Origin of the sequence: Pseudoalteromonas sp. BSi20311, assembly GCF_000239875.1 — a bacterium.
Classification (GTDB): Bacteria; Pseudomonadota; Gammaproteobacteria; order Enterobacterales; family Alteromonadaceae; genus Pseudoalteromonas.
The window spans coordinates 1-25,380 of record NZ_BADU01000114.1 but is presented as its reverse complement, the minus strand read 5'-3'; the positions used below and the strand labels follow the sequence as shown (position 1 = coordinate 25,380).

Sequence of the window (25,380 nt, the reverse complement as noted above, 5' to 3'; positions counted from 1 at the left end):
TAAGAGAAAGCCCGATTCGAAAGAGTCGGGCTTTTTTACGTCTGTAGGAAAGTGAAAAACAAAGGTAAAAGGTTAAAGGCATTAGGTTAAAAAGCAAAAGAATAACAGCCTAAAGCCACCTCCATGCCTTTATTAAGGCTATCAACGCTGTCCCAGAAGAACATTCTGCTTTGTCGCTATAAAAGTAGCGCACCGACTCCAAATACAAGCAAGCCCGGCTCGAATGACCAGAGCTTTTTTGTGTTCATAGGAGAGTACCAGTAATAGCTAGTGTTGTTTGATGTCCTCTATCAGGGTAAAGAGTGAAGTATTGGACAGGTTTATCCTACGGCATTGTTTCATTGCTGATGACAACGCACAGTTGTACAACTCTAACATAGTTTAATGGCGTTTAATTTTAGATATACGAAGTGGAATATTGTGTTTGTACAAACCAGCAACTGCTATTTTAAAGCTTGATAGGCTTTCGGTGAGTCTTTATTAAGAAATGCATAAAAACATAGGGAAAACGTCTTTAGCTAATTGGTGACTCATCAGCAATTAGCAAAGAAACCACGTTGCTAGAGTAAAATAGGTAGGATCAAAAACGCCAACTCAAAGTTGGCGTTTTAAATATGAGACTAAAGGTGATTACTAAACTTTAGGGCCTGCATTTTTAATTTCGTCAGATACGTCGTATTTAGCAAAATTTTCTGTGAAATCAGCAGCTAGTTTAGACGCATATTCTGCATATTTAGCTTTGTCTTCCCATGTATTGATTGGGTTAAGAAGCTTGCTGTCTACGCCTGGTACTGCAACTGGTACGTCTAGATTTAGCACGTCAATGTGTTGAGTTTCAACACCGGCTAATTTTCCAGATACGATTGCATCAACAACAGCACGTGTTGTTGGAATATCAAAGCGCTTACCAATACCGTAAGGACCACCTGTCCACCCAGTATTAACTAGGTAAACTTTAGCGCCGAATTCACGTACACGCTTCATTAGAAGCTCTGCGTACACACCTGCAGGACGTGGGAAGAAAGGAGCGCCAAAACACGTTGAGAATGTTGATTCAATATCACTAGTAGAGCCAATTTCTGTAGAGCCAACTTTTGCTGTGTAGCCACTTAGGAAGTGAAACGCTGCAGCTTCTTCGGTTAGTACAGACACTGGTGGAAGTACACCACTTACATCACATGTTAAAAATACAACTGCCTTTGGCTCGCCTGCACGGTTTTCGACTTTACGTTTTTCAACGTGCTCTAGTGGGTAAGCTGCACGGCTATTTTGAGTTAGGCTGGTATCGTTGAAATCAGGAACACGGTTTTCATCAAGTACCACGTTCTCTAAAATAGTGCCGAATCGAATAGCGTCCCAGATAACAGGTTCGTTTTTCTGAGAAAGGTCGATACATTTAGCGTAACAACCACCTTCGATATTAAATACACTACCTGGTGCCCAGCCGTGCTCATCATCACCGATTAAGAAGCGAGTTGGATCTGCTGATAAGGTTGTTTTACCTGTACCAGATAGACCAAAGAATAATGCGGTGTCACCTGCTTCACCTACGTTAGCAGAACAGTGCATTGGTAATACACCTTTTGCTGGTAGTAGGAAGTTTTGCACAGAGAACATCGATTTTTTCATTTCACCCGCGTAGCGCATACCAGCAAGTAACACTTTACGTTGTGCAAAGTTAATAATAACTGTGCCATCGCTATTAGTGCCATCGCGTTCAGGATCACATACAAACGAAGGTACATTCATTACTTGCCACTGAGGGAAGTCTGCTTTGTTGTATGACTGTGGCTCGATGAACATGTTTTTAGCGAAGATATGGTGCCAAGCAGTTTCTGTTGTTACAACCACAGGAAGGTAGTGCTCTGGATCAGCGCCTACTTCAAGGTGAGAGATAAAGTGGTCGTTGCTTTGCACATGTGCTTCTACACGTGCCCATAAGGCGTCAAACTTATCTGCATCGAATGGGCGATTTACGTTACCCCATTGGATTTCATTTTCAGTACTTGATTCTTGAACAATAAAACGATCTTTTGGAGAACGACCGGTACGACGACCAGTGTTAGCTACAAAAGCACCATTGGCGGCTAAAGTCCCTTCGCCACGGCTGATAGCGTGTTCGACAAGTTCAGCTGCAGTTAGATCGACAAAACGGGTAGCGCTTGAAGTCATGTTTATACCTAAATTGTGTGAGATTGAACGGGATAGCTCTGGGTCTTAGTAACCTTTAAGCTGCAAATATAGTAACAGATGGGTTAAGGATATTCGAGCTTATAAACGCCGTAAAAACATATAAATTAAGGAAAAAACATGAATAATTTCAATGATACCGGTGTCATGAAAAATGCTCAGCTTGTGATACCGGTGTCATTTTTTGGGCACAAAAAAGCCATAAAAAATTATGGCTATTTTATAGTGTGTTTTAAAAAGCTAGATTAATTAAATATACTTTTTATATCTTGTTCGTTAAATACATAATCTTTTAAACAGTAATGACAGCTAATTTTAATCTCACCATTTTTTTCGACATCATCCAAAAGCGTTTGTTGACCAACATTAACTAAAGCTGTCATCGTTTTTTCGCGATTACAGCCACATTTAAATTGAATTGGTTGAGGGTCAAATACGCGTGGGTTATCTTCATGATAAAGGCGCGTAAGAATAGTATTGGCATCAAGCTCTAGTAGCTCCTCATCTTTAATAGTATTGCTGAGTGCTTCTAAGTGAGCAAAATCTTCAATCGATTTTTGTTTATCTACAGGTAGCACTTGTAAAAATAGCCCACATGCTTTGGCGCAGCCTTCTTCAGTATCGGTTGCAAACCAAAGGCGCGTTTTTAATTGCTCAGACTGCTCAAAGTAACTTTCTATACACTCACTTAATGTATCATGCTCTAAAGGTACTATCCCTTGGTAACGCTCACCTTGAGTGGGAGTAATAGTGATAACCATGTAGCCTTGGCCAATAAGCTCTTTAACTGTTGAGCCCGTCACTTCATGCTGTAATCGCGCTATACCACGCATATTTTGTTGATCGTCACCATTGATCACTGCATATTTTACGGGACCATCACCCTGTAGTTGAACCGCAATCTCGCCTTCAAACTTTAACGTTGCTGTTAATAAACAGGTTGCAACAAGCAGCTCACCTAATAATGCTTTAACGGGCTCTGGATAATTGTGTTTCGCAATCATTTCATTGTAAGCGTTGTCTATTTGTACGAGTTCGCCACGAACATCGAGGTTGTCAAATAAATAGCGGTGAAGTAAATCTTGTTGCATGAGCGGCTATACCTAACTTGATTTCATTTTTAAAAGTTCGCGTCTTTGCTTTTTATCTGGTTTTTTATCCGGATGCGGGGCAAAGAAACTGTTATTTTTGCGTGCGATACTATTTTCTTCACGCTTAGCAATACTAGCATCAGATTCTTGATACATGGTCTGTGCAATGGGGGCGCTTTGGCGCTTTTCAAGTATATTTAATACTGTGATGGTTTTTTCATCAACGCCTTGGGCTAGCTTTATAACTGCGCCAATTTCTACTATTTTGCTGGCCTTACTACGTTGGCCATTATAATGCACTTTGCCGCCTTGTACCATTTCACGTGCAATTGCGCGCGTTTTATAAAATCGAGCTGCCCATAACCACTTGTCTAACCTCACTTTAAGTGTGTCCGCGTTTTCTGAGCTGTCATTGAGTTTAGTTTTCTTTGTCATAAAACATCCTAGTAAATTTACTACTTAGGTAAATTATCACGAAACTGTTACCGCATGTAGCTATTGCTTGATTTCACAGCTAATACAATAAATAAATCAATCTGTTTACAAAGTTTAATATTAGCGTGCTTGTTGAATGAAAAATGAAAAGGTACTATGGCTAAGTGATTTCGTTATAAATTAAAATAAGAACACTACTTATGGAACAGCACGTTCAACAATTTAAGCAGTTATTAAACCGTTTACCGCATGCGAAATTAAGCGCAATGGTTATGGTTTTAGTTGTTGTTTATATTGCATTTTTATTATCAAAACTGATGTGGCTATTATGGCCGCAGCCAGTAACATCTCCTCTTGCCCCTATTAGCTATTCTAACCAAGCTGTGGGTGGCAATAACCAGTCTGTAGATTCGATCATTGAGCAATTTTTATTTGGTAAAGTAAATGTAACAAAAAACACCAATACTGCTCCGCAAACTAAAGTCATTAATAATGCCCCTGAAACACGTCTTAGTATTAATTTAACTGGTATTGTTGCTGTGAGTAATGATGATAAGGCGGGAATGGCTATTATTGAGTCACAGGGTCGCCAAGCGAGTTATTTAGTTGAGGATGTGGTGCAAGGTACACGTGCAAAAGTATCGCAAATACTCCCAGACCGTGTGATTCTAGATGTAAGCGGTCGCTTTGAAACCTTAATGCTAGATGGACTCGACTTTACCAAAACAGTGTCTATGCCTGTACTGGCTGCGCGAGATGAGCCTGAAATGGGGCCTTTAGCACCTTCAGCACAAAGCGAGGAGCAAATCGATGCCACTGCCAACCTTGAGGTGAAAGAAGCATTAATCGAAACTCGCGAGGAGCTTTTAGAAGAGCCTGGCAAACTATTTGATTATATACGCGTTTCTCAAGCGATGAATGATGGGGAACTTATAGGTTACCGTTTGAGTCCAGGTAAAGAGCCTGAATTATTTAAACAAATGGGATTACAAAATAATGATTTGGCCGTCGCAATTAACGGTTATCAATTAACAGATTTAAAACAGGCAATGGCAGCAATGAATGAGCTGCGAAACAGTACAGATGCAACAATCACAATAGAGCGTGATGGTGAGCAAATAGATGTACTATTTAGTCTGCAATAACTTAGCTTTGGAGTTTTAACATAATGGTTCAGGTGCTACACCTCAAAAAAATTAAAAAAGGGTTAGCTAAGTATGCGGCACTTTTTTTAGCGGCAAGTCTTTCTTTGTCGGTTGCTGCTGTTGAATACGCTGCTAACTTTAAGGGCACAGATATTAATGAGTTTATTAATATTGTTGGCAAAAACCTTAATAAAACCATCATTATTGATCCCAACGTGCGTGGCAAAGTAAATGTACGCAGTTACGAATTAATGGATGAGGCACTTTACTATCAGTTCTTTTTAAATGTTTTAGAAGTTTACGGTTATTCAGCCGTCGAAATGGATAACAACATAATAAAAATAGAAAAAAGCTCAGATGCTAAAAAATCCAATGTACCGTTAATTACAACGGACAGCGATGCAGCTGGCGATATGATGATCACTCGGGTTGTGCGAGTTAAAAATGTCAGCGTTCAAGAATTAGGCCCTTTGGTTCGCCAGTTTAGTGACCAAAAAGATGGTGGGCATGTTGCTAACTTTAATGCCGCTAACGTGATGATGCTAACAGGACACGCAGCATCTGTTAATCGCTTAGTCGAAATTATTCGCTCTGTTGACCAAGCGGGTGATAAGCGTGTTGATATCGTTAAGCTTAAGTACGCGACGGCTGATGATGTTGTCTCAGTGGTTGAAAATATCTATAAAGACAGTGGTAAGGGCAGTGTTCCTGAGTTTTTAATTCCTAAAGTGGTAGCTGATGGTCGTACTAATAGTGTGATTGTTAGTGGTGAAGGCCAAGCACGTACACGCGCCATTGAGCTTATTAAGCGTTTAGATGGTGAACTGGAAAGCCAAGGTAACACTAAAGTATTTTACCTAAACTACGCAAAAGCAGAAGATTTAGTCAAAGTACTCCAAGGTGTGAGTAAATCGCTGGCAGAGGATTCAAAAGGCGGAGCAACCAACAATGCGCGTAGCAGTAATAGAAACGACACTAGCATTGAAGCTCATCCAGATTCTAACTCACTCGTGATCACTGCTCAGCCAGATACGATGCGTTCACTAGAGTCAGTGATTGAGCGTTTGGATATTCGCCGCGCACAAGTACTAGTGGAAGCCATTATTATTGAAGTGATGGAAGGTGATGGCGTTAACTTTGGCCTGCAATGGATTTCAGAGCAAGGTGGGATGCTACAATTTAACAATGGTACAACAGTACCTGTGGGTGCGTTAGCTGTCGCTGCGGAGCAGGCTCGTGACACTACCGTATCCAAAAATATAATAGGTACTGAAAGCGGTACGGTAACCAAGGTTGATGAAACTACTAAAGGCGATTACGGCCCACTAGCCTCATTACTTGGTGGTATTAATGGTTTAGCTATGGGAGTGATAAAAAACGACTGGGGTGCAATTGTTCAAGCGGTTTCAACCGACACTAATTCGAATATTCTAGCTACTCCATCTATTACTACAATGGATAACGAAGAAGCATCTATTTTGGTTGGTCAAGAAGTACCTATTATCACAGGTTCGCAGACAGGTAGTAACAACGAAAATCCATTTCAAACGGTAGAGCGTCAAGAGGTGGGTATAAAGCTTAAAGTGACACCACAAATTAATGATGGTTCTGCGGTGCAATTAACCATAGAGCAAGAAGTTTCTAGTGTTAGTGGTGCAACGGCAGTTGATATTTCAGTGAATAAGCGCGCAATTAAAACAACCGTAATGGCCGATGATGGCGGTATGGTGGTATTAGGCGGCTTGATTGATGAAGATGTGCAAGAAAGCGTGTCAAAAGTGCCATTACTAGGCGACATTCCTATTTTAGGGCACTTATTTAAGTCAACTAATACAACAAAACGTAAGCGTAATCTTATCGTGTTTATTCGACCAACCATTATTCGCGATGGCGTTAGTATGAATAAACTCAGCTTTAGTAAATATAACTTTATTCGCGGTGAGCAATTTAAAAAACGTGAAGATGGTATTAATTTAATGCCAATGTCAGACACGCCTATTTTACCCGAGTGGAATGACGAACTAGTGCTACCACCTACGTACGAAGAGCATTTACGCAAACAAAATGCACAAGAGCGTAACGATGACTAATGCGATAGAAGATATTAATCAAGATGTTGTTCATCCAATTATTCACAGTGATGATCAGCTTGCTCAAGAGGATTTAGTCGAGCTGCCTGCAAAGCGTTTGCCGTTTTCATATGCCAGACGAGTGGGTGCGTTACTCAGTAAGCATAAAGATAACCAGATTGTGTATTACCGTGGTGAGCTTGATGTTGATGTATTACTAGAAGTACGCCGTATTGCAGGACATGGCTTTACACTTGAGCAACTAGAAGATGATAAGTTTGAGCTATTACTAGAAGCATCGTATCAACGTGATAGTTCAGAAACTCAGCAAATGATGGAAGATATTGGTAATGAGGTTGATTTATTCTCACTAGCTGATGAGCTTCCTCAAACTGAAGACTTGCTTGCCGGTGACGACGATGCACCTATTATAAAACTAATTAATGCCATGCTCAGTGAGGCAATTAAAGAAGGCGCCTCTGATATCCACATTGAAACGTTTGAGCAAGAGCTGGTTATTCGTTTTCGGGTGGATGGCGTACTCAAAGAAGTTTTAAAACCTAATCGGAAACTAGCCTCTTTACTGGTATCGCGTATTAAAGTAATGGCCAAACTCGATATTGCAGAAAAACGTATACCGCAAGATGGTCGTATTAGTTTGCGTATTGCAGGACGCGCTGTAGATGTGCGTGTGTCGACTATGCCATCGAGCTTTGGTGAGCGCGTGGTACTGCGTTTACTTGATAAAAACAATGCACGTTTAAATCTAGAAGACTTAGGTATGACAGCTCGAAACCGAGAGCTGTTTGCCGACTTAATTAGCAAGCCTCACGGTATAATTTTAGTTACAGGCCCTACAGGCTCTGGTAAAAGTACCACGCTTTATGCAGGTATGAGCCAAATTAACTCGCGGGATCGCAATATTTTAACGGTTGAAGATCCAATTGAGTACGAAATTCCTGGCATTGGCCAAACACAGGTTAATACCAAGGTTGATATGACCTTTGCCCGTGGTCTGCGCGCTATTTTACGTCAAGATCCGGATGTAGTTATGGTTGGTGAAATACGAGATTTAGAAACAGCCCAAATTGGTGTGCAAGCATCACTCACTGGCCACTTAGTTATGTCTACGTTACATACCAATACAGCCTCAGGTGCAATCACCCGTATGGAAGATATGGGCGTTGAGCCATTTTTATTATCGTCTTCATTACTGGGGGTATTATCCCAGCGCTTAGTACGTACTTTATGTAATAGCTGTAAAGAAGGTCACGTTGCAGATGAGCGTGAATGTGAATTACTCGGCGTATCGTTTGACAATGCACCGACGATTTATCGCGCAGTAGGGTGTGAAGAGTGTAACTTTAATGGCTACCGAGGTCGTACTGGTATTCACGAGTTATTAGTTGTCGACGAAACCATTCGTGAAATGATCCACAGCGGTAAAGGTGAGCAAAGCGTAGAGAAATACATTCGCAAGCATAGCTCAAGCATTCGTCAAGATGGTTGCAGCCGTGTGCTTGCTGGTAAAACAACGCTTGAAGAAGTGCTGCGCGTAACGCGTGAGGAAGGCTAGCTATGGCGGCGTTTGAATACCGCGCATTAGATGGCCGGGGAAAAGAAAAAAAAGGTATTTTAGAAGCCGATACAGCTAAGCAAGTTCGTCAGCTTCTGCGCGATCAAAAGCTCACGCCGTTTGAGGTTGTGCCTGCTGCGCAAGATGACAAACAAGTTAAAGGTCAAAAAGCTCCCTTACTTGGTTCTTTATTTAAACCAACCATATCAACAGCCGATCTCGCTTTGATCACTCGTCAGCTTGCAACCCTAATTCAGTCTGCCCTACCTGTAGAGGGGGCGGTAATGGCAGTTGCTGAGCAGTGTGAAAAGCCAAGGCTAAAACGTATGTTGATGTCGGTGCGATCGAAAGTAGTGGAAGGTTATACTCTGGCTGATGGTATGAGTGAATTTCCGCATGTTTTTGACGATTTGTACCGCGCTATGGTGGCGGCAGGTGAAAAGTCAGGTCACTTAGATCAAGTGCTCAACAGACTAGCTGATTACACTGAGCAGCGCCAACATATGCGCAGTCAAATTACGCAGGCTATGGTGTATCCAATTATTTTGGTGGTGTTTGCCATTGGTATTGTGTCGGTATTATTGGGTACTGTGGTACCTAAAATATTAAAAACGTTCGAAAAAACTAAACAAGTTTTACCTTGGACCACCGAGTGGGTTATGGCGGGTAGTCATTTTGTGCAAAATTACTGGTTTATAAGTTTATTGGTGATCACCGCTACCGCGGTTGGAATCAAATATGCGCTTAAAAAACCTAAGGTACGGTTTTGGTGGGATGCAAAAGTATTACATATGCCAGGCATAGGTAAAGTTGCTAGAGGAATTAACACAGCGCGCTTTGCTCGTACTTTAAGTATTTTATCGTCAAGTTCAGTACCGCTACTAGAAGGAATGCGTATTTCTGGTGGGGTATTAGTTAACGAAAAAATCAAACAAGCTGTGGCTGATGCCGCAGAAAGAGTAAGTGAAGGAGCAAGTCTGCGTGCTTCACTGCAGCAAACTAAGTTGTTTCCACCAATGATGCTGCATATGATAGCCAGTGGTGAAAAGTCCGGTGAACTTGAGCAAATGTTAGAGCGAGCCGCTAACAATCAAGATCGCGAGTTTGAAAGTATGGTCAATGTGTCATTAAAATTATTAGAACCTGCAATGATTGCCTCCATGGCAGTCATTGTATTGTTTATAGTAATGGCAATTTTGCAGCCAATTATGGCAATGAATAAGGCTGTTGGCCTTTAATTATTTTTTATATTAATGATTTACTTAAATCATTTTTGCTTAGTGTTTTTAGAATAACGAGGTAATAACGTGAATAAACAATCAGGTTTTTCTTTATTAGAAGTGATGGTGGTACTGGTTATCATCGGGATGATCATGTCGATTGTGGCACCTAATATTATGGGTCAGCAAGAAGAAGCAGCTATTGATAAAGCGCATTTAGATATTCAGCAGTTAGAAGATGCTATGAGTTTGTACAAGCTTAAAAATAAAAGCTACCCAAGTACAGAGCAAGGCTTAGAGGCATTAGTCACAAAAACCAGTATTGAGCCTATTCCAAAGCGCTTCCCTGATGGTGGCTTTATTAGCAAATTACCAGAAGATCCGTGGGGGAATAATTACCAATTAATTAGTCCTGGAGAGATTGGTAAGTTTGATATTTTTTCTATGGGACCCGATGGCGAACCAGCTACCGATGATGATATTGGCAACTGGGATGAAGATAAGCAGTAATGGGTATCAACTTTATCATACGTTTAAACTTAGTTGATTGGGGTTTACCATGCAGGTAAACCTTAAGCACCTAGGTGCAAAGCAATATGGTTTTAGTTTAATAGAAATTTTAGTGGTATTGGTGATCATCGCCTTTGCCACCAAAATGGTGGTATACAGCTTAGATGGCGGCGCTGAGGAAGAGCTAGATAAGCAAGCAGGTAGGCTGCATACCACCATTAATGCTGCATCGGAATTTGCAGTACTTAACCAAGTAGAGTTAGGTTTGTTAGTTGATCAAAATACGCTTGAATTTTTAGTGTTTGATGGTGAAAAGTGGATCAGCTTTGAACGGGAAGAGTTATTTAAACCAATTGAGTTTGACCAGCAATTCAAAGTAACACTTAACTTAGAAGACCTACCTTGGGCGCAAGATAATTTATTAGAGCAATCTAACTGGCGTGAGTTAATGAGTGGCGATAATGAAGACAGTTTATTAGAACTTAAAAAATTAAAAGTTCCTCAAGTACTTCTTTTATCCTCTGCTGATGTAAGTGCATTTCAGCTCATGCTTGAGTTAAAAGATCAGGCGGAGCCGGTATATTTTATTGAAGGTAAATTTGCAGCGCCAGTAGATTTTCGTCGAGAGCCCCAATAATGAAAAGATACCAAGGCTTTACCTTATTAGAAGTCTTAGTTGCGCTAAGTATTTGTGCCATGGCAGGTATTGCTGCAATGCAAGCAACCGGTGAGCATATTCATCACTTATCCAGCATTGAAGAACAAACGTATGGCTCATGGGTAGCCGAGAATGTATTGGTAGAACAACGAACGAAAGGCGAAAAATGGCAAGGTAAAAATGGTACCCGCGGCACTGAGATGATGGCGGGGATTGAATGGTTTTGGCGCCAAGATGTTGTGCCCACTGCTGATAAAAGCTTTGTAAAGGTCACTATTAATGTGTTTACAGATGATAAGTATGAAAATTCAATTTATGAGTTAAGTACTTACTTAAATAAAGGTAAGCCATAAGTGAAGCAGCGCGGTTTTACATTATTAGAAGTGATGGTGGCACTAGGGGTGTTGGCGTTTGTTATTATGGCCACCCACCAAATACTTGATACCACCACGCGTGCCAAAGAAGCATCAGATGAAAAAATTGCTGAGCTAAATGGGTTACAAACAGCCTTCAGGCTAATGGATCAAGACTTTAGCCAAATGACTAAACGCCAAGTGCGTAATGAAGCAGGGGATTTTCAAGAGAGTTACTTACTTGCAGGGCGCTACATTTTAGAAAGCCAGCTTGATGGCATTGCCTTTGTGCGTGATGGTTGGATGAATCCCATTAATTTGCTTCCTCGCTCAGAGCTGCAAGCTGTTGGTTATCGAGTAATTGATGACAACTTAGAACGAGTATATCGCATTTATGTTGATCAACTTGATAATATGGAGCCTCGTAGCCAAGTTGTTTTAGCTGACGTAGAAGAGCTTAAATTTGAGTTTTTAGATGGTAACGCAGAGTGGCAAGAAAACTGGCAAATTAAGGCGTTACCTAAAGCGGTAGCTGTAACGTTAAAGCAAATGAACGCAGAACCAATTAGGCGCGTTTTTTTAGTGCCAGGACTCGGTAAAGAGTTAACTAAACCAGTTAATGATGGTACTAACCAATCGCAACCAAATGGCCGAGGAACGCCTTGATGAATCAAAAAACATCACGCGGCGCGGCGTTAGTTATTGTGTTATTTATTGTCGCGCTGGCTGCTATTTTAGCCGTAGAAATGAGTGCGAACTTAATGGTACAAGTACAAAGAAGTACTAACTTGCAGAGTCAGCAACAGGCTAAATGGTATGCTTATGGCGCTGAAGAATTAGCTATTAAAGGCTTAATTCAAAGTAAAAAAGACGATCCAGAAAAAACCACCTTAGCGCAGCCGTGGGCAAAGCAAGGTGATGTTAAGTATCCAGTTGATAACGGCACGTTAAGCGGTCAGTTAACTGATTTACAAGCCTGTTTAAACTTAAATGCGCTTGGTGCTGAGCCTGACCCAAACAGTACTAATAAAACGAACCCTGCGCATAAAGCGTTGTTTGCCATATTAGAAAATATAGAAGACTTACCCAGTGATGAGTCTGAAGAAGGTATGGCTGATAGTGTTTTTGACTGGTTAGATAAAAATAGTATTACGTATCGCTCAGGAGCTGAAGAAGGCGAGTATTTATCGCGTCAGTTTCCGTATATGACAGCAAATAGCCTATTTGCTTCAGTATCTGAACTGCGTTTAATTAAAGGATTTAACCCTTTAGTGATGGAAAAGGTGTTGCCTTATGTCTGTGTGATCCCAGGCAGTACGTTACTTTCAATTAATGTTAATACAGTCACTGAAGAGCAAGCTTTATTGCTCAGTGGCCTAATAGACGAACTGAGTGTTTCGGGTGCTCAAGCGGTAATCGCAGCGCGACCTGAAAATGGCTTTGATAATATTGAAGAGTTTTTTGAGTCTGTTAAACAACAAGGCGGCAAAAATATCAAAGCAGTAGAAAAGCTTTTTAGTTTAAAAAGTGAATATTTTAAATTACAAACGCAGGCAAAATTTGTTGATTTGCGTTTTTCGATGACCACATTACTGTATGCCAGCAATGGCGAGGTAACGATACTGGCGCGAAAATTTGGAGGCGTACAGTGACAGAGATACTGTTGATCCGCACGGGTCAAACCGAGCAAGATTTACTTAACTGGTTAATATACTCACCACAAGAACAAGAAATAATAGCCAGTGGCGAGCTACAAAATGCCAATCAGTTAAGTGAACTAACTGAAAAAGCATTAACCCGAGAGCTTGTGGTACTTTTACCATGTGACCAGGTGCAATTAAAAACGGTGACACTGCCAACAAAGTGGAGCCGTAAATTAGAGCAAGCATTGCCCTATATGCTCGAAGAAGATCTTGCATGCGATATAGACGACATTTATATCGCGCTTGGGGAGCCAACTATGGTTGATGAGCAGCATGCAATTAAGATTGCGCTAACGAACCGTGATTGGTTTGAGCACTGGTTAGAAGTATTTGAACAACATCAACTCACCCCATATCAAATAGTACCGGATGCATTGCTATTGCCAGGCGCTGAAGAGTCATGTGTTACTGCCATCGAACTTAATAAACAGTGGCTCTTTAAACAAGGTGACTGGCATATTAGCGCGGTTGAAAGCAGTTGGCTAAAAGAGTATTTAGTAGCATTAGGCAACCCAGATATCAAGCATTACAGCCCTGCTGATCAGTTTCCTGAAGCACTTAACTTATATCCGCAAACAAGTGACTATGAGTTACCGTTGGCATTATTTGCTAAGCAGCTTGATAAACTTAAGTTTAATTTGCGTCAAGGACCTTACACCCTTAAAAAGAAAACAGCGTTATGGTGGGGTTACTGGAAAAGTGCCGCCATTATCAGTGTGATTGCCTTGGTATCGAGTGTGACAATTAAAGCGGTTGAATTACATCAACTGAATTCGCAACTTGAGGTAGCTAAATCACAAGTAGTAGAGCGATATCAAAAAGCCTTTCCTGGCACGCGAGTGCGTCCTCATTTAATTAAAAATCAAATACAGGGTGCATTGGATAAAGTGCAAGGTGTTAGCGATGCAGGCTTTTTAGATTTAACCAGTAAGTTGGTTAGCGTGTTTTCGCAAGTGAATGAGTTTACGCCACAAACATTACGCTTTGACAAACGCCGTAATGAATTGCGCATTCGAGCCCGTGGTAAAGACTTTCAAACCTTTGGTAAGGTTAAAGCCATCCTGGAGCAGCAAGGGGTCACAGTTGAGCAGGGCTCGTTAAATAATGATGGCGATTTTATCGTCGGTGAAATCAGACTGCGAGGTGCACAATGAAGCAGCAGTTCATGCAATATTGGCGTTCATTAAAAGAGCAAGAGCAACAACTAATTATGGTTGCAGGCGGTGTATTTATCATTTTTGTTTTGGTGATGGGGGTTTTTAGGCCTTTAAATACTGCGATAGAGCGAGCAGAGCAATCACAAATAAAGCAGCAAGAATTGTTAGCCTGGGTAGACGAGAGTATTGTTAAGCTCAAAGCAGCTGGTAAAACGCAAGCCGTGAGTAACCAAAATCTCAGCCAAATAGTTAATAATACGCGCGGCCGTTACAGCATTAATATTAGTAAAATGCAGCCTAATGATAATTCACTTCGTTTAACGCTCGACTCGGTAGAGTTTAATCTATTAATCCAATGGATTGACGAGCTCGTTAATCAGCATGGCTTAAGTGTAGAAAACCTAGATTTAAGCCAAGATGATAAGTCCGGTTATGTACGCGTAAGCCGTTTAGTATTAGAGAAGTAGTTAATGAAAAAAATAATAATTTTATCCATCGTTTTTTTAATGAGCTTTATTGTTTTTAGCGTTATTAAATTACCGGCTGCGGTTGCTGTAAATTTAGCTAAACCGTATTTACCACCGCAGTTAGAAATAGGGCAAACAGTTGGCACACTATGGCAGGGGCAAGTGATGCAGCTGCGCTTTGATGGCGAGCAATTAAATAATGTGCGCTGGGATATATCTGGCTGGTCGTTATTTAAAGCTCAAGTGAATACTAACTTACGCTTTGGTAACCCTCGTGAACGCAGTGATATATCCGGTTATGCAGATATTAGTTATTCACTAGCAAATGATGAACTTAAAATAACTGATACCGTAGTGCGTTCAACCGTTGAGCGAGCAATGCAGCGAATTGATTTACCGTTACCGGTTACAGCTAAAGGGCGTGTAATTTTAGAGCTCGATGAATACGTTTCGGGTGCGCCTTATTGTCAATCATTACAAGGTGAAATAGCCAGCCCTGATATTGATGTACAAGGTTTAACAGGTTGGTTCAATATTGGTGACCTCAGTGGTAAATTAAGTTGTAAGTCGGGTGATGTTGCCATACTAATCGAGCCAGACAATAGATTAGGGCTAGAGGCAGATGCTACACTAAAGGCTAATTTTGACTTTAAAGTTGCGGGATATGTTAAACCTGATCTAACTTTACCTAAAGAAGTTCATGATGCGGTGAAGTTTTTAGGCAGACCAGATAACCAAGGTCGTTACCCACTTAAATTTTAATATTTTATATAAAGAGTTTTAATGCAAATACCTCAGTTTACTGAGCAGCACGCTAAGCTGCTCAGCGAGTTTTTAACTACCCAGCCTAGCGCAATGAGCCTTACCCAAAGCCAAGGTTATTTATTTGGCGTTATATGTTCACCTGAGCCATTAGAAGTTCACCAATGGTTAGAGAATATCCTCCCTAATACAGCAAACGACCTTGATGAAGACATATTGTTTTTATTTATGGCGTTACATCATCAAGTGAGTGAGCAAGTATTTGAGCTGGGTTATAAGTTACCTAATGAGTTTGAATATGACTTTTGCCAGCAGTGGTCTGCTGGATTTCTAACAGCAAGCCAAGCATATACTCATAAGTTACTAGCAAGTGAGCAACTTGATAGTCAGTATAAACAAGCACTTGAAAGTGCACAGGCGACGCTCAGTTTTTTTGCACTCGATAAACCAATTATTGCGCAAATTGCACAGCAAAATAATATTGATGAATTACACTTATGTGAGCAGCAGTACGAGTTAATGGGCGACTTTGCATTAGGTTTTGCTGAACTTATCGAAATTGTAGCGCTTAACAGTGGCTTGTATACTGATGAAGGGTGGGAAGAGTAAGTTTTCTAGCACTTAAACTTTGTTCTTAAACCTAACCGCCAATTTCTAATTCAATATCAGTGCAACCTTGTTTGCACTGTATTACTCCTTTACCAGGCTCGCTGGTGGCTAAATTAAGGGTTAACACGCCCTTACAATGTTCACATTTTAACGTTTTACCCTGTGCCAATTGCTTAAGCATAGTGCGGTGTTGATGAAATGAGTTACTCGCTTTTTTATTTAATCCAGAAAAATCCATTATTTTATTCTCGCCTGCGCTAATGATTCCTTGATAATTCGACATACAGTAAGTAATCGTTCTTCGTAAAAGTAAAGGTTTAGATCACCTTGACGACAATAGCGTAGTTCAAATAACTTGACTGATTCATCCGTAGTAAATGTTTTAGCAACATAGTCTTGTTCAGAACGAGAAAGTGCTAGTTGCTGATTCACTTTGTTTCTCGTCATAGTTGCTACAGGAAAGCGGTCTACTTTAGTTGTGCTGCTTAACAAGCCTATACCATCACCGAGCAAGCGTTCGCGCGGCTCTTTTACTAAGGGGTGATCAACGGTAAAAAATGCTAGGATCACGACCACTAGTATAAAAAATTTCTTCATAAATATACAAACCTTGATCCAAACAACACTTTAGTAGCCGGCAAGTGTAATAAAATACACCTTAAAAGCAAGTCACAAGTTGAATAAATTATTAGCAATCTAGTCAGTAATTTTAGCTAATATGCGTATAATAAGGGACAGTAGTTAGATATTTCTGAAATATCTGAAAGTACACAAGTACTACTTAAAGCGAATTATGTTTAGCATGTAAGTTGCTACACTTAGGCGAAAAGTACTAAAAGATTGCTGAATTTTTATTTCCTAGCGGCGTTGAGGAACTTCAATGGATAAGCAAATTAAAGTAAAAAACATACCAACAGAGGTTAAGATCCAAAAACCTGATCTGAGCCGTCAAGAAGATAGATTTAACCCTCGTAATCGTATTTATGTGCGTGCGGTTACAGGGCTTCATCAATTATTAAGACAACGCATCGGCTTTTTAGGCATGCTAGCGTTTATGTTATTGCCATGGATAAACTTTAATGGCCAGCAAGCTGTTTTGTTTGAGCTAATGGAGCAAAAGTTTAATATTTTTGGTTTAACTTTGTGGCCACAAGATTTCACTATTCTTGCATTTATTTTTATGCTTGCGGCATTTGCTCTATTTTTAGTGACTACTTTTTATGGCCGTGTATGGTGTGGCTATACCTGCCCGCAAACAGTATGGACCTTCATTTTTATTTGGTTTGAAGAAAAATTTGAGGGCAGTGCTAACCAACGTAAAAAGTTAGATCAACGGCCAATGGATTTTGATAAATTCTGGCGAAAAACCGCAAAGCACACCAGTTGGGTATTATTTTCTTTATATACTGCGTTAACTTTTGTTGGTTACTTTACGCCTATTCGTGAACTAATCCCTGAGTTTGTCACCTTTAATGTGGGCGGTTATGCCTTAGTTAGTATCATTGTATTTACGATATGTACTTATGGTAATGCGGGCTGGATGCGCGAAATAATGTGTTTACATATATGTCCCTATTCACGCTTTCAGTCAGCGATGTTTGATAAAGACACCTTTACTGTCAGCTATGATGAAGCGCGTGGTGAAAACCGCGGGCCACGCTCGCGTAAACAAGACCCTAAAGAGTTGGGTTTAGGTGACTGTATTGACTGTAACTTGTGTGTGCAGGTTTGCCCAACCGGGATTGATATTCGTAATGGTCTGCAATATGAGTGTATAAATTGTGGCGCTTGTATTGATGCTTGTGACGGCGTAATGGATAAAATGAATTACCCTCGAGGGCTTATCTCTTATACCACTGAGCGTAATTTAGAAACACCAGAGAATAAAACCCATCCGCTGCGTCCAAAGCTGATTGGTTACAGTGTTATTTTACTCTTACTTACTGGTGCACTGGTTGCTAATATAGCGATGCGTAAAACCATGGACTTTGATATTATCCGTGACCGTAATCAGTTGTATCGTGTCGATTTTAATGGCTTAGTTGAAAATACCTACACCTTAAAAGTGATTAATAAAGCACAATATGAGCAAACATTCTCTATTGATGTTAAAGGGTTAGATAACTATAAATACATAGGCGATACCACCTTTACAGTAAATGCCGGTGAATCGCATAATGTACCGCTATCATTAGTCATGGACCCTTATGATTTAAAAGCGCCAATGACCGAGTTTAACTTTGTACTGTCGCCAATAAACGAGCCTGATAACCAAATATCGCAGCCAAGCAACTTTTTTAAAGCGCGATAAAGGGTCTGTATTAAAAAACGAACACTGTTATTAACAAAAAGCGGGATATTCCCGCTTTTCTTTTATATAAGAAGTATATGAGTAAATTTAGCTTTATTGACTTAACCCCAGATCTTATTTTGGATGCTATAGAAAGCGTTGATATTTACGCTGAGTCAGGGTTGTTAGCGCTAAATAGCTACGAAAATCGAGTATATCAATTTGTAGCTGAGGGTGGAAAACGTTACGTTGTTAAGTTTTATCGCCCTGAACGCTGGAGCAAAGCGCAAATTCAAGAAGAGCATGATTTTGCCTTTGAACTGGCAGCCGCAGAAGTACCAGTGGTTGCGCCAATAAAGCATAATGGGCAAAGCTTATTTGAACACCAAGGGTATTTATTTACTTTGTTCCCAAGTGTAGGCGGGCGTTTATTTGAAGTCGATAATTTAGATCAGCTTGATGTGCTTGGGCGTTTAATTGGTCGCATGCACCAAGTGGCGAAAACAAAACCCTTTACTCAAAGACCGACTGTTACCTGTGATGAATACCTGCATACAGCTAAAGTTCATTTACAAAAAAGTAATTTAGTCCCTATGGGGCTAGAGACTTCTTTTTACACTATTTTAGATTTAGTTATTGCCCAAGCGCAGCTGCAATATAAAAATGTAGACAGTATACGCTTACACGGAGACTGTCATGCTGGTAATATTTTATGGGCTGGGGATGCACTGATGTTTGTTGATTTAGACGATAGCCGCCAAGGACCAGCAATTCAAGATTTATGGATGATGCTCAGTGGCGATCGACAAACACAGCTGTTACAGTTAGACACTTTAGTGAATGCGTATGAGGAGTTTTGCGATTTTGATCACTCACAACTGAAGCTGATCGAACCGCTTCGCGCCATGCGTATGATTCATTACATGGGGTGGGTTGCAAAACGTTGGAGCGATCCAGCTTTTGTACGGAACTTTTCATGGTTTGCAGATGACAAATACTGGGAGCAACAAATTTTAGCGCTTAAAGAACAGCTTGCAGCTTTGCAAGAAGCCCCGTTAAAATTATTGCCATAATATTTTTATTTAAAAAAGAAGTATAACGAGATATTCATGCTTAAAAAATTAAAACTAAGTTTACTGATCCTATGTTTACCTTTCGCAGCACTAGCTGCCAACTTTGAAGCAGGTAATCAATATACTGTGATTGACGTTGAGAAAAGTAAAACGCCAAATGTAACCGAATTCTTCTCTTTCTATTGCCCGCACTGTTTTAAGTTTGAGCCGGTAGCAAAAGGGATTGCAGAAAACTTACCTGAAGGGGCTGAGTTTGTAAAAAATCATGTTAACTTTTTAGGGGGCGTTTCACCACAAGCACAAAGTAACTTGAGCCTTGCTTACTTAATTGCAAAAAAACATGGTCAAACAGAAGCGGTAACAGCGCAAATTTTTAAAAGCATCCATATTCAGCGTGCACCATTAACAGAAATTAAAGACGTTAAGAAGTTATTGGAGCTTAACGCAATTGATAACAGCACATTTGATAACGATATTGCTAGTTTGCCTATCATAGCAGCTGAACGTGCCATGCAAGATAAGCAGAATAAATATTCTGAACTTGGCGCATTAACTGGCGTGCCTACATTTATCGTAAATGACAAATATAAAATCAATATTAATACAATCAAGAGCCAACAAGAGCTTGATGAGTTAATTAGCTTTTTACTAAAACTATAATTTTTGGAGCACCATAATAATGATCAAATTAGTTAAAGCAGGGTTACTTGCTGTATTACTCCCTTTAGCTGCAACCAGTTTTGCTGCCACTTACGAAGAGGGCGTGCATTATGATGTCGTCTCTGATCGTGCAACCAGAAAGCCAGAAGTAAAAGAGTTTTTCTCTTTTTACTGTCCTGCATGTAATAACATGGAGCCACTGCTTGCTGAGATAAAACCTAAGCTAGACAAAAACGTAAAGTTCAAGAAAAGCCATGTAGATTTCGTGGGTGTACGTGACCCTGAACATCAAACCATGATCAGCCAAGCATTAGCGACTGCTGAGGTACTACCGCAAAAAGATAAAATTATCTCAGCGATGTTTGATCATATTCACGCAAAGCGTGCTCGTTTTAATGAGCTTGCAGATGTAAAAGATGTGTTTTTAGCGCAAGGTGTAGATGGCGACAAATTTGATAAATTATTTGAAAGCTTCTCGGTACGTACACTGAGCTCTAAAATGAAGCGCGACCAAGATTACTTTAAAGGTAAAGGGGCACTGCGTGGCGTTCCTACATTTATTGTTAATGGTAAATATAAGCTTAACTTAGGTGGCGAGTCAGGTATTTCATCGCCAGAAGATGTAAGCGCACTTATTAACTACTTAGCAAATAAATAAGTAGTTTAGTGAAATAAAAAAGCTCCGAAAGGAGCTTTTTTATTTGAAGAAGAAAATTCATTATGGAAAAAATTTTAATCTCAAGTTGTTTGTTAGGTTTGCCAGTTCGTTATGATGGTAAAGGCCAAACAATATTGCACCCTCAACTTAATTTGTGGCAAAAGCAAAATAGATTAATCGTATTTTGTCCTGAGATTGCTGGTGGTTTACTCGTGCCTAGAGCGCCCGCTGAGATAAAGCAAAATCGAGTTATTACAAATACTGCTGAGGATGTAACAAGTGCATTTGAAGCTGGCGCTAATAAAGCATTAGCCCTTTGTAATAAGCATAATATTCGCTTTGCTTTACTAAAAGAGTCTAGTCCTTCGTGTGGCCGTAATACAATTTATGATGGAAGCCATAGTGGGGTGAAAGTAAAAGGCATGGGGCTGACCGCTAAGTTATTGGTAAAGAATCAAGTTAAAGTATTTAGTGAAGAGCAAATACCAGCACTCATCAAGGCGCTGGTATTATAGTATTAGATTTTATTTTTTCTGTAAAAATACACCAGATTCAATATGGTGTGTGTAAGGGAACTGATCAAATATTGCAAAGCGCTTAACCTCATGGGTTTGTGTTAAGTGATCAAGATCGCGCTCTAACGTATCTGGGTTACATGAGATATAAATAATATTCTCATAGTTAGCCACTAAATCACACGTTAGGGTATCCATGCCAGCACGAGGTGGGTCGACTAGAATGGTTTGGCAGTTGTAACTACTAAGGTCAATACCATCTAAGCGAGAGAAAGTACGCTCGCCTTTCATTGCCTGAGTAAACTCTTCGCTCGACATGCGAATAATATCTAAGTTAGTTACTTTGTTTTGAGCAATATTATATTGCGCTGAATGCACAGATGATTTTGATATTTCTGTTGCCAGCACTTTATTAAATGAGTCCGCAAGTGCAATTGAAAAGTTTCCGTTACCACAATATAGCTCTAGTAAATCATTATTTAGTGGTTTACATAGCTCTTGTGCCCACTCCAACATCTTAATATTTACCTTCGCATTAGGCTGAGTAAAGCTATTTTCTACCTGCTGATAGATTAGCTCTTGGCCATTCACCATTAAGCGCTCAGTGACAAAGTCATCGCCCAATTTTTCTTTTTGCTTACGTGCACGGCCAATAAAGTCAATTTTGTACTGGTTACTTAGCTTTTCCTTTAAGGCGTTGATCTCAGTTAACCAGTGTTCATCAAGTGGCTTGTGATAAAGCAAGCTCACTAAAATTTCACCGCTGATGGTCGATAAATAATCTATTTGAAATAGCTTACGACGCAGTACTTCGCAGCCTTTTAAGTTATCAATCATTACCTGCATAACTTCACCTACTAAAGGAGCTGCAGGGTCAAAGGTATCAACACGTATTTTATCTTTCGTTTGTTGATCAAACATAATATGAAACAGATCGTCGCCATCGTGCCATACTCTAAATTCTGCACGTTGACGGTAGTTAATAGGCTCAGAGCTAAATACTTCTAACTGTTTTACACCGAAACGTTGAAACTGCTCTGTAATACGCTGCTCTTTTTCATTTAATTGTGCATCGTACTGCGTGGTATCTATATTTATAACTGCCATTAACGGTATAACCTTATCGTTGAGATCTGTTTATCGGCGCTATTGTAGGGAGCGAAGCGTATTTGTCTAGTTTTGATCAAATATAGTGAGCTTTTTTTAAGCATTTTACTACAGTATAGGCTTACTTGGCCGATATACAGAGTATGTCTAAATAGGAGTCTTCTCATGAAAATAGGTAACTTTAGTTTTGTTCCAAACAGCAATGCCAATAAATACAATACTAAACAAGCAATGCCACAGCCTAAAATAGACTCCCCACCAACTAGCTATCAGCAACGCGGAAAAGAATTGGCTGCTGCCGTATTGGGTGACAAAATGGCAAAAGAATTAGGTTTGCCGGTTGCTGAAGCGAAAAAAGACAAACCATTGTTTGATTTTAATGAAGTCGTCAAAAATGTTTTAGACTTTGTGACAAGCTCGGTAAAAAAAGCCAAGGCCAATGGTGCCGATGATGACAAGCTACAAGATATACTTAACCAGGCACGTAAAGGCGTGCAAACAGGTGTTGATGAAGCTGTCGATGAATTAAAAGGTATGGGCGTATTTAATCAAGAGCTTGAAGAGGGTATTAATAAATCAAAAGAGGGCATCTTCAATGGCCTTGATAAATTTGAGCAGAACTTATTTAATCCTCAGCCGGCAAGCGTAACGGTTAGTCAATCGCAATATGTGAACCTTAGTAACAGCGCTGATTACACTTTTACCACCGCAGAAGGTGATGAAGTGAGTATTAGTTTTGCAGATGCTTACCAATCTCAGTCATCTAGTCGCTATCAGCAAACTGAAAGCTCGCAAGCATTTAGTACGCAATTTTCTGAATCTCGCGAGTTATCATTTTCTATGTCAGTAAATGGAGAGCTTAATGAAGACGAGCAGCAAGCTATAAATGATTTAATGACAGAGTTACAAGATGTAAGTAAAACCTTTTTCAGTGGCGACTTAGATAAAGCATTTGAACAAGCCCAAGAACTCAGCTTAGGAAATGAACAGCTGGTGGAATTTTCAATGGACTTACGTCAAAGTAAAACTGTGGCAGCTATTAAAGAGTATGAACAAATTAAGCCAACATCAGAAAAAGCCATTGCCGAAACTGTAGCCCCTTTTAATGATGATCTAAAATCGGCTTACTCTAAAGCGCAAGCATTAGGATTAGAAAGCCAGCTATCAGGTATCATTCAATGGCTAAATCAAGATCAACAAGAAATAGATAAACTGGTTGATTACACTAACACCATGTTTGAAAACTTAGATAAATTAAACACAGCTACTGCAAAACTAGACGCTGAGTAAAACTACTTTCTTTTATAAAAGCCTCATGGCAAACTGCCGTTCAAAGTAAAGAGTAGGAATGGTAGTTTGTCAGCGCACATCATGGTCTTTGATTCAGGTATAGGTGGAACCACAGTACTTGAGCATATTCAGCAAAGCATTCCCCACGCTCAATACAGTTACTTCATGGATAACGCATTATTGCCTTATGGTGCACAGTCGCAGCAAACCATTATTAATCGCTTATGTGGACTAATCCAATTTATCAAAGATGAGTCACTTAATGTCGACTTAATTGTTATAGCCTGCAATACCGCTTCAACATCTGCGTTAAGTGCGGTACGAAAAATAACAGATATTCCAATTGTAGGGGTTGTACCTGCAGTTAAGCCCGCAGCACAAATAACACAATCAAAGCATATTGGGTTATTGGCAACCCCCGCTACGGTTTCAAGTTCATATACAGATGCGCTAATTAAAGAGCATGCCTCATCTATAACCACAAGCTTATATAGTAGTGTTGAACTGGTTACCTTGGCAGAAGCATTCTTTTTTACCCAACACTTAGATATTGAAAAGCTGCACACTGAGTTAGACCGGTTAAATATTAATAACGATATAGATGTGCTGGTATTAGGCTGTACTCACTTTCCTATTCTTGCAAAACCAATAAGTGATTACTTTAAAGCACGTATAAAGTTGTTAGACTCTGGAGCAGCTATTGCGAAGCGGGTTAGTTATTTACTAAATTTAAGTGATTGCCAAGCGGACATAAAAAAGCCGCTGCACTATTATGCAACGGCTGATGTATGTAGTGATAAATTAGCGGTTAAGCTAGTTACACTGTTTGATCCGACTCTGAGCGATAAGAGTTAGAATCATCTTCTTGTTTTTGTTTTGCTTCACGTACTTTTAAAGTACGTTGTTGGAACTCACTATCGTTTAACTTAGCAATTGCGTTATCTGCATCAGCTTGAGCCATTTCAACAAAACCAAAGCCACGTCGTTTGCCAGTGTTTTTATCTTTTAGTAAACGAACATTAAAGACTTTGCCTTGCTCTTCGAACAAAGCACGTACAACGCCTTCATTTGCGCGATAAGGAAGATTGCCAACATAAAGTGTTTTTGTTTTTACTTCGGCTTCTTCTGTAGTTACTGATGACATTGCAGCAATAACAACACCACCAATTAATAAACCGGCACCGAATAGAAGTGCAGGGTCTAATGCTAGGCTTGCAAGCGCAAACTTAACGATAACAAAACCAACAACAGCAAGAATAACTGCGAAGATAAAAGATTTTTGATCGGGTAATTTCATTTTTGATCTACCAATAAACAGGAAATAAACATTAATTTAACATTGTGAACTTGCTATCTTAACGTCTTAATTGAACATAGCAATGAAATTTATAGCAAATAGTTAATAAGAGTGTAAAAAACAACCGATAGTAAGGCGTTTCTTTACTATTTCACCCTCATTTGTTTGAAACTTGAGCAAACGGTAAAAAGATCTAAAAAAAAGGTTGATCTGTTTTCGGATCTCCCTATAATGCGACCCCACTGAGACGGGGAACGCCAACGCATAGCGAGGCACGAGCTACTCACAGAGTTAAGTAAAACTTAAGTTTAAATCATCGTAAGAAAGTTTAAAATTAAGTGTTGACTCGAAAAATAAAGGATGTATTATACGCATCCCTAGCGACAGCGTCGCAACGTTCTTTAACAATATAAAGCAATCATCTGTGTGGGCACTCGTACAGGTTGAGTTCTAACAGCCAAGCTACTTAGGTAGTGAGGCAAACAAATTTAGAGTCTCAATTTAAACTGAGTGACCAACAGCAATAACTACTTAGGTAGGAATTG

At 39.9% G+C, this 25,380-nt stretch carries 28 protein-coding genes; 21 read left to right on the top strand and 7 right to left on the bottom strand.

What is annotated here, in order from left to right; genetic code table 11:
* Positions 1–633 precede the first annotated feature (633 nt).
* Positions 634–2,172 (bottom strand): phosphoenolpyruvate carboxykinase, encoded by a 1,539-nt coding sequence (locus tag P20311_RS12720; RefSeq protein ID WP_008113429.1) that lies wholly within the window; start codon positions 2,170–2,172, stop codon positions 634–636.
* Between the two features lie 138 nt (positions 2,173–2,310).
* Between P20311_RS12720 and P20311_RS19435 the strand changes: the two genes are divergently transcribed.
* The gene (locus P20311_RS19435) at positions 2,311–2,439 is read left to right on the top strand and encodes a hypothetical protein (RefSeq protein ID WP_008113428.1); all 129 of its coding nucleotides are present in this window, start codon (positions 2,311–2,313) and stop codon (positions 2,437–2,439) included.
* Here the strand turns inward: P20311_RS19435 and hslO are convergent.
* Both hslO and hslR read right to left on the bottom strand, forming a co-directional pair.
* Positions 2,436–3,281 (bottom strand): Hsp33 family molecular chaperone HslO, encoded by an 846-nt coding sequence (gene hslO, locus P20311_RS12715; protein WP_008113427.1) that lies wholly within the window; start codon positions 3,279–3,281, stop codon positions 2,436–2,438. The genes P20311_RS19435 and hslO overlap by 4 nt on opposite strands.
* A 12-nt stretch (positions 3,282–3,293) precedes the next feature.
* Positions 3,294–3,716 (bottom strand): ribosome-associated heat shock protein Hsp15, encoded by a 423-nt coding sequence (hslR, locus tag P20311_RS12710; protein ID WP_008113426.1) that lies wholly within the window; start codon positions 3,714–3,716, stop codon positions 3,294–3,296.
* A gap of 200 nt (positions 3,717–3,916) precedes the next feature.
* On the opposite strand from hslR, the gene gspC reads away from it, so the two are divergent.
* The 13 genes from gspC to P20311_RS12645 all read left to right on the top strand — a co-directional run bounded on the left by gspC (position 3,917) and on the right by P20311_RS12645 (position 15,945).
* On the top strand, positions 3,917–4,861 hold the full coding sequence (gspC, locus tag P20311_RS12705; protein WP_008113425.1) for a type II secretion system protein GspC: 945 nt from the start codon (positions 3,917–3,919) through the stop codon (positions 4,859–4,861).
* A 23-nt stretch (positions 4,862–4,884) separates the two neighbouring features.
* On the top strand, positions 4,885–6,951 hold the full coding sequence (gene gspD, locus P20311_RS12700; RefSeq protein WP_008113424.1) for a type II secretion system secretin GspD: 2,067 nt from the start codon (positions 4,885–4,887) through the stop codon (positions 6,949–6,951).
* Entirely contained in the window at positions 6,944–8,506 is a 1,563-nt protein-coding gene (gene gspE, locus P20311_RS12695; protein WP_008113423.1) for a type II secretion system ATPase GspE, read from the top strand. The genes gspD and gspE overlap by 8 nt, the downstream gene beginning before the upstream one ends.
* A gap of 2 nt (positions 8,507–8,508) precedes the next feature.
* Entirely contained in the window at positions 8,509–9,744 is a 1,236-nt protein-coding gene (gspF, locus tag P20311_RS12690) for a type II secretion system inner membrane protein GspF (protein ID WP_008113420.1), read from the top strand.
* A 69-nt stretch (positions 9,745–9,813) separates the two neighbouring features.
* Positions 9,814–10,236 (top strand): type II secretion system major pseudopilin GspG, encoded by a 423-nt coding sequence (gene gspG, locus P20311_RS12685; RefSeq protein WP_008113417.1) that lies wholly within the window; start codon positions 9,814–9,816, stop codon positions 10,234–10,236.
* 49 nt (positions 10,237–10,285) lie between these two features.
* Positions 10,286–10,873: a prepilin-type N-terminal cleavage/methylation domain-containing protein gene (locus P20311_RS12680; RefSeq protein ID WP_008113416.1), complete on the top strand. Its 588-nt coding sequence runs from the start codon at positions 10,286–10,288 to the stop codon at positions 10,871–10,873.
* Positions 10,873–11,247, top strand: a complete 375-nt coding sequence (gene gspI / locus P20311_RS12675; protein WP_008113415.1) for a type II secretion system minor pseudopilin GspI — start codon at positions 10,873–10,875, stop codon at positions 11,245–11,247. The genes P20311_RS12680 and gspI overlap by 1 nt, the downstream gene beginning before the upstream one ends.
* The gene (gene gspJ / locus P20311_RS12670) at positions 11,248–11,913 is read left to right on the top strand and encodes a type II secretion system minor pseudopilin GspJ (RefSeq protein WP_008113413.1); all 666 of its coding nucleotides are present in this window, start codon (positions 11,248–11,250) and stop codon (positions 11,911–11,913) included.
* Positions 11,913–12,899: a type II secretion system minor pseudopilin GspK gene (gspK, locus tag P20311_RS12665; RefSeq protein WP_008113412.1), complete on the top strand. Its 987-nt coding sequence runs from the start codon at positions 11,913–11,915 to the stop codon at positions 12,897–12,899. The genes gspJ and gspK overlap by 1 nt, the downstream gene beginning before the upstream one ends.
* Positions 12,896–14,104: a type II secretion system protein GspL gene (gene gspL / locus P20311_RS12660; protein WP_008113411.1), complete on the top strand. Its 1,209-nt coding sequence runs from the start codon at positions 12,896–12,898 to the stop codon at positions 14,102–14,104. Before gspK ends, gspL begins: the two co-directional genes overlap by 4 nt.
* Positions 14,101–14,574, top strand: coding sequence for a type II secretion system protein GspM (gene gspM, locus P20311_RS12655; RefSeq protein ID WP_008113410.1), 474 nt, complete (start codon positions 14,101–14,103; stop codon positions 14,572–14,574). Before gspL ends, gspM begins: the two co-directional genes overlap by 4 nt.
* A 3-nt stretch (positions 14,575–14,577) precedes the next feature.
* Positions 14,578–15,336 carry a type II secretion system protein N gene (locus P20311_RS12650; protein ID WP_008113409.1) on the top strand — a complete coding sequence of 253 codons (759 nt, stop codon included), beginning with the start codon at positions 14,578–14,580 and terminating at the stop codon, positions 15,334–15,336.
* 21 nt (positions 15,337–15,357) lie between these two features.
* A complete protein-coding gene (locus tag P20311_RS12645) occupies positions 15,358–15,945 on the top strand; it encodes a UPF0149 family protein (protein ID WP_008113408.1) in 588 nt (195 codons plus the stop codon).
* 31 nt (positions 15,946–15,976) lie between these two features.
* Here P20311_RS12645 and P20311_RS12640 read toward each other — a convergent pair whose 3' ends face one another.
* Both P20311_RS12640 and P20311_RS12635 read right to left on the bottom strand, forming a co-directional pair.
* On the bottom strand, positions 15,977–16,183 hold the full coding sequence (locus P20311_RS12640) for a hypothetical protein (RefSeq protein WP_008113407.1): 207 nt from the start codon (positions 16,181–16,183) through the stop codon (positions 15,977–15,979).
* On the bottom strand, positions 16,183–16,542 hold the full coding sequence (locus P20311_RS12635; RefSeq protein WP_008113406.1) for a hypothetical protein: 360 nt from the start codon (positions 16,540–16,542) through the stop codon (positions 16,183–16,185). The genes P20311_RS12640 and P20311_RS12635 overlap by 1 nt, the downstream gene beginning before the upstream one ends.
* Before the next feature lie 283 nt (positions 16,543–16,825).
* Between P20311_RS12635 and ccoG the strand changes: the two genes are divergently transcribed.
* From ccoG to P20311_RS12610, 5 genes are all read left to right on the top strand, one after another.
* Positions 16,826–18,256, top strand: coding sequence for a cytochrome c oxidase accessory protein CcoG (gene ccoG / locus P20311_RS12630; RefSeq protein ID WP_008113405.1), 1,431 nt, complete (start codon positions 16,826–16,828; stop codon positions 18,254–18,256).
* Positions 18,257–18,333: 77 nt separating this feature from the next.
* Complete coding sequence (locus tag P20311_RS12625) at positions 18,334–19,308, top strand: serine/threonine protein kinase (RefSeq protein WP_008113403.1); 975 nt, start codon at positions 18,334–18,336, stop codon at positions 19,306–19,308.
* Positions 19,309–19,344: 36 nt separating this feature from the next.
* Complete coding sequence (locus tag P20311_RS12620) at positions 19,345–19,968, top strand: thiol:disulfide interchange protein DsbA/DsbL (RefSeq protein ID WP_008113401.1); 624 nt, start codon at positions 19,345–19,347, stop codon at positions 19,966–19,968.
* Positions 19,969–19,987: 19 nt separating this feature from the next.
* The gene (locus tag P20311_RS12615) at positions 19,988–20,626 is read left to right on the top strand and encodes a thiol:disulfide interchange protein DsbA/DsbL (protein WP_008113400.1); all 639 of its coding nucleotides are present in this window, start codon (positions 19,988–19,990) and stop codon (positions 20,624–20,626) included.
* 62 nt (positions 20,627–20,688) lie between these two features.
* On the top strand, positions 20,689–21,141 hold the full coding sequence (locus P20311_RS12610; protein WP_008113397.1) for a DUF523 domain-containing protein: 453 nt from the start codon (positions 20,689–20,691) through the stop codon (positions 21,139–21,141).
* A 9-nt stretch (positions 21,142–21,150) separates the two neighbouring features.
* On the opposite strand, the gene trmA is transcribed toward P20311_RS12610, so the two are convergent.
* Entirely contained in the window at positions 21,151–22,248 is a 1,098-nt protein-coding gene (gene trmA / locus P20311_RS12605; RefSeq protein WP_008113395.1) for a tRNA (uridine(54)-C5)-methyltransferase TrmA, read from the bottom strand.
* A 165-nt stretch (positions 22,249–22,413) separates the two neighbouring features.
* On the opposite strand from trmA, the gene P20311_RS12600 reads away from it, so the two are divergent.
* Entirely contained in the window at positions 22,414–23,538 is a 1,125-nt protein-coding gene (locus P20311_RS12600; RefSeq protein ID WP_008113394.1) for a DUF5610 domain-containing protein, read from the top strand.
* A gap of 66 nt (positions 23,539–23,604) precedes the next feature.
* Positions 23,605–24,393: a glutamate racemase gene (gene murI, locus P20311_RS12595; protein ID WP_008113392.1), complete on the top strand. Its 789-nt coding sequence runs from the start codon at positions 23,605–23,607 to the stop codon at positions 24,391–24,393.
* On the opposite strand, the gene P20311_RS12590 is transcribed toward murI, so the two are convergent.
* Positions 24,356–24,835 carry an RNA-binding protein gene (locus tag P20311_RS12590; RefSeq protein ID WP_008113390.1) on the bottom strand — a complete coding sequence of 160 codons (480 nt, stop codon included), beginning with the start codon at positions 24,833–24,835 and terminating at the stop codon, positions 24,356–24,358. The genes murI and P20311_RS12590 overlap by 38 nt on opposite strands.
* Positions 24,836–25,380: the final 545 nt, after the last annotated feature.

Excerpts from the sequence above, each read along its gene's own strand:
- P20311_RS12720 (WP_008113429.1), bottom strand. The coding sequence starts at position 2,172 with ATGACTTCAAGCGCTACCCGTTTTGTCGATCTAACTGCAGCTGAACTT.
- P20311_RS12600 (WP_008113394.1), top strand. The coding sequence starts at position 22,414 with ATGAAAATAGGTAACTTTAGTTTTGTTCCAAACAGCAATGCCAATAAA.
- trmA (WP_008113395.1), bottom strand. The coding sequence starts at position 22,248 with ATGGCAGTTATAAATATAGATACCACGCAGTACGATGCACAATTAAAT.
- P20311_RS19435 (WP_008113428.1), top strand. The coding sequence starts at position 2,311 with ATGAATAATTTCAATGATACCGGTGTCATGAAAAATGCTCAGCTTGTG.
- gspE (WP_008113423.1), top strand. The coding sequence starts at position 6,944 with ATGACTAATGCGATAGAAGATATTAATCAAGATGTTGTTCATCCAATT.
- gspF (WP_008113420.1), top strand. The coding sequence starts at position 8,509 with ATGGCGGCGTTTGAATACCGCGCATTAGATGGCCGGGGAAAAGAAAAA.
- gspK (WP_008113412.1), top strand. The coding sequence starts at position 11,913 with ATGAATCAAAAAACATCACGCGGCGCGGCGTTAGTTATTGTGTTATTT.
- P20311_RS12645 (WP_008113408.1), top strand. The coding sequence starts at position 15,358 with ATGCAAATACCTCAGTTTACTGAGCAGCACGCTAAGCTGCTCAGCGAG.
- hslR (WP_008113426.1), bottom strand. The coding sequence starts at position 3,716 with ATGACAAAGAAAACTAAACTCAATGACAGCTCAGAAAACGCGGACACA.
- P20311_RS12610 (WP_008113397.1), top strand. The coding sequence starts at position 20,689 with ATGGAAAAAATTTTAATCTCAAGTTGTTTGTTAGGTTTGCCAGTTCGT.
- P20311_RS12590 (WP_008113390.1), bottom strand. The coding sequence starts at position 24,835 with ATGAAATTACCCGATCAAAAATCTTTTATCTTCGCAGTTATTCTTGCT.
- gspD (WP_008113424.1), top strand. The coding sequence starts at position 4,885 with ATGGTTCAGGTGCTACACCTCAAAAAAATTAAAAAAGGGTTAGCTAAG.
- P20311_RS12680 (WP_008113416.1), top strand. The coding sequence starts at position 10,286 with ATGCAGGTAAACCTTAAGCACCTAGGTGCAAAGCAATATGGTTTTAGT.
- hslO (WP_008113427.1), bottom strand. The coding sequence starts at position 3,281 with ATGCAACAAGATTTACTTCACCGCTATTTATTTGACAACCTCGATGTT.
- P20311_RS12620 (WP_008113401.1), top strand. The coding sequence starts at position 19,345 with ATGCTTAAAAAATTAAAACTAAGTTTACTGATCCTATGTTTACCTTTC.
- P20311_RS12650 (WP_008113409.1), top strand. The coding sequence starts at position 14,578 with ATGAAAAAAATAATAATTTTATCCATCGTTTTTTTAATGAGCTTTATT.
- ccoG (WP_008113405.1), top strand. The coding sequence starts at position 16,826 with ATGGATAAGCAAATTAAAGTAAAAAACATACCAACAGAGGTTAAGATC.
- P20311_RS12640 (WP_008113407.1), bottom strand. The coding sequence starts at position 16,183 with ATGGATTTTTCTGGATTAAATAAAAAAGCGAGTAACTCATTTCATCAA.
- gspM (WP_008113410.1), top strand. The coding sequence starts at position 14,101 with ATGAAGCAGCAGTTCATGCAATATTGGCGTTCATTAAAAGAGCAAGAG.
- P20311_RS12625 (WP_008113403.1), top strand. The coding sequence starts at position 18,334 with ATGAGTAAATTTAGCTTTATTGACTTAACCCCAGATCTTATTTTGGAT.
- P20311_RS12615 (WP_008113400.1), top strand. The coding sequence starts at position 19,988 with ATGATCAAATTAGTTAAAGCAGGGTTACTTGCTGTATTACTCCCTTTA.
- gspC (WP_008113425.1), top strand. The coding sequence starts at position 3,917 with ATGGAACAGCACGTTCAACAATTTAAGCAGTTATTAAACCGTTTACCG.
- gspI (WP_008113415.1), top strand. The coding sequence starts at position 10,873 with ATGAAAAGATACCAAGGCTTTACCTTATTAGAAGTCTTAGTTGCGCTA.
- P20311_RS12635 (WP_008113406.1), bottom strand. The coding sequence starts at position 16,542 with ATGAAGAAATTTTTTATACTAGTGGTCGTGATCCTAGCATTTTTTACC.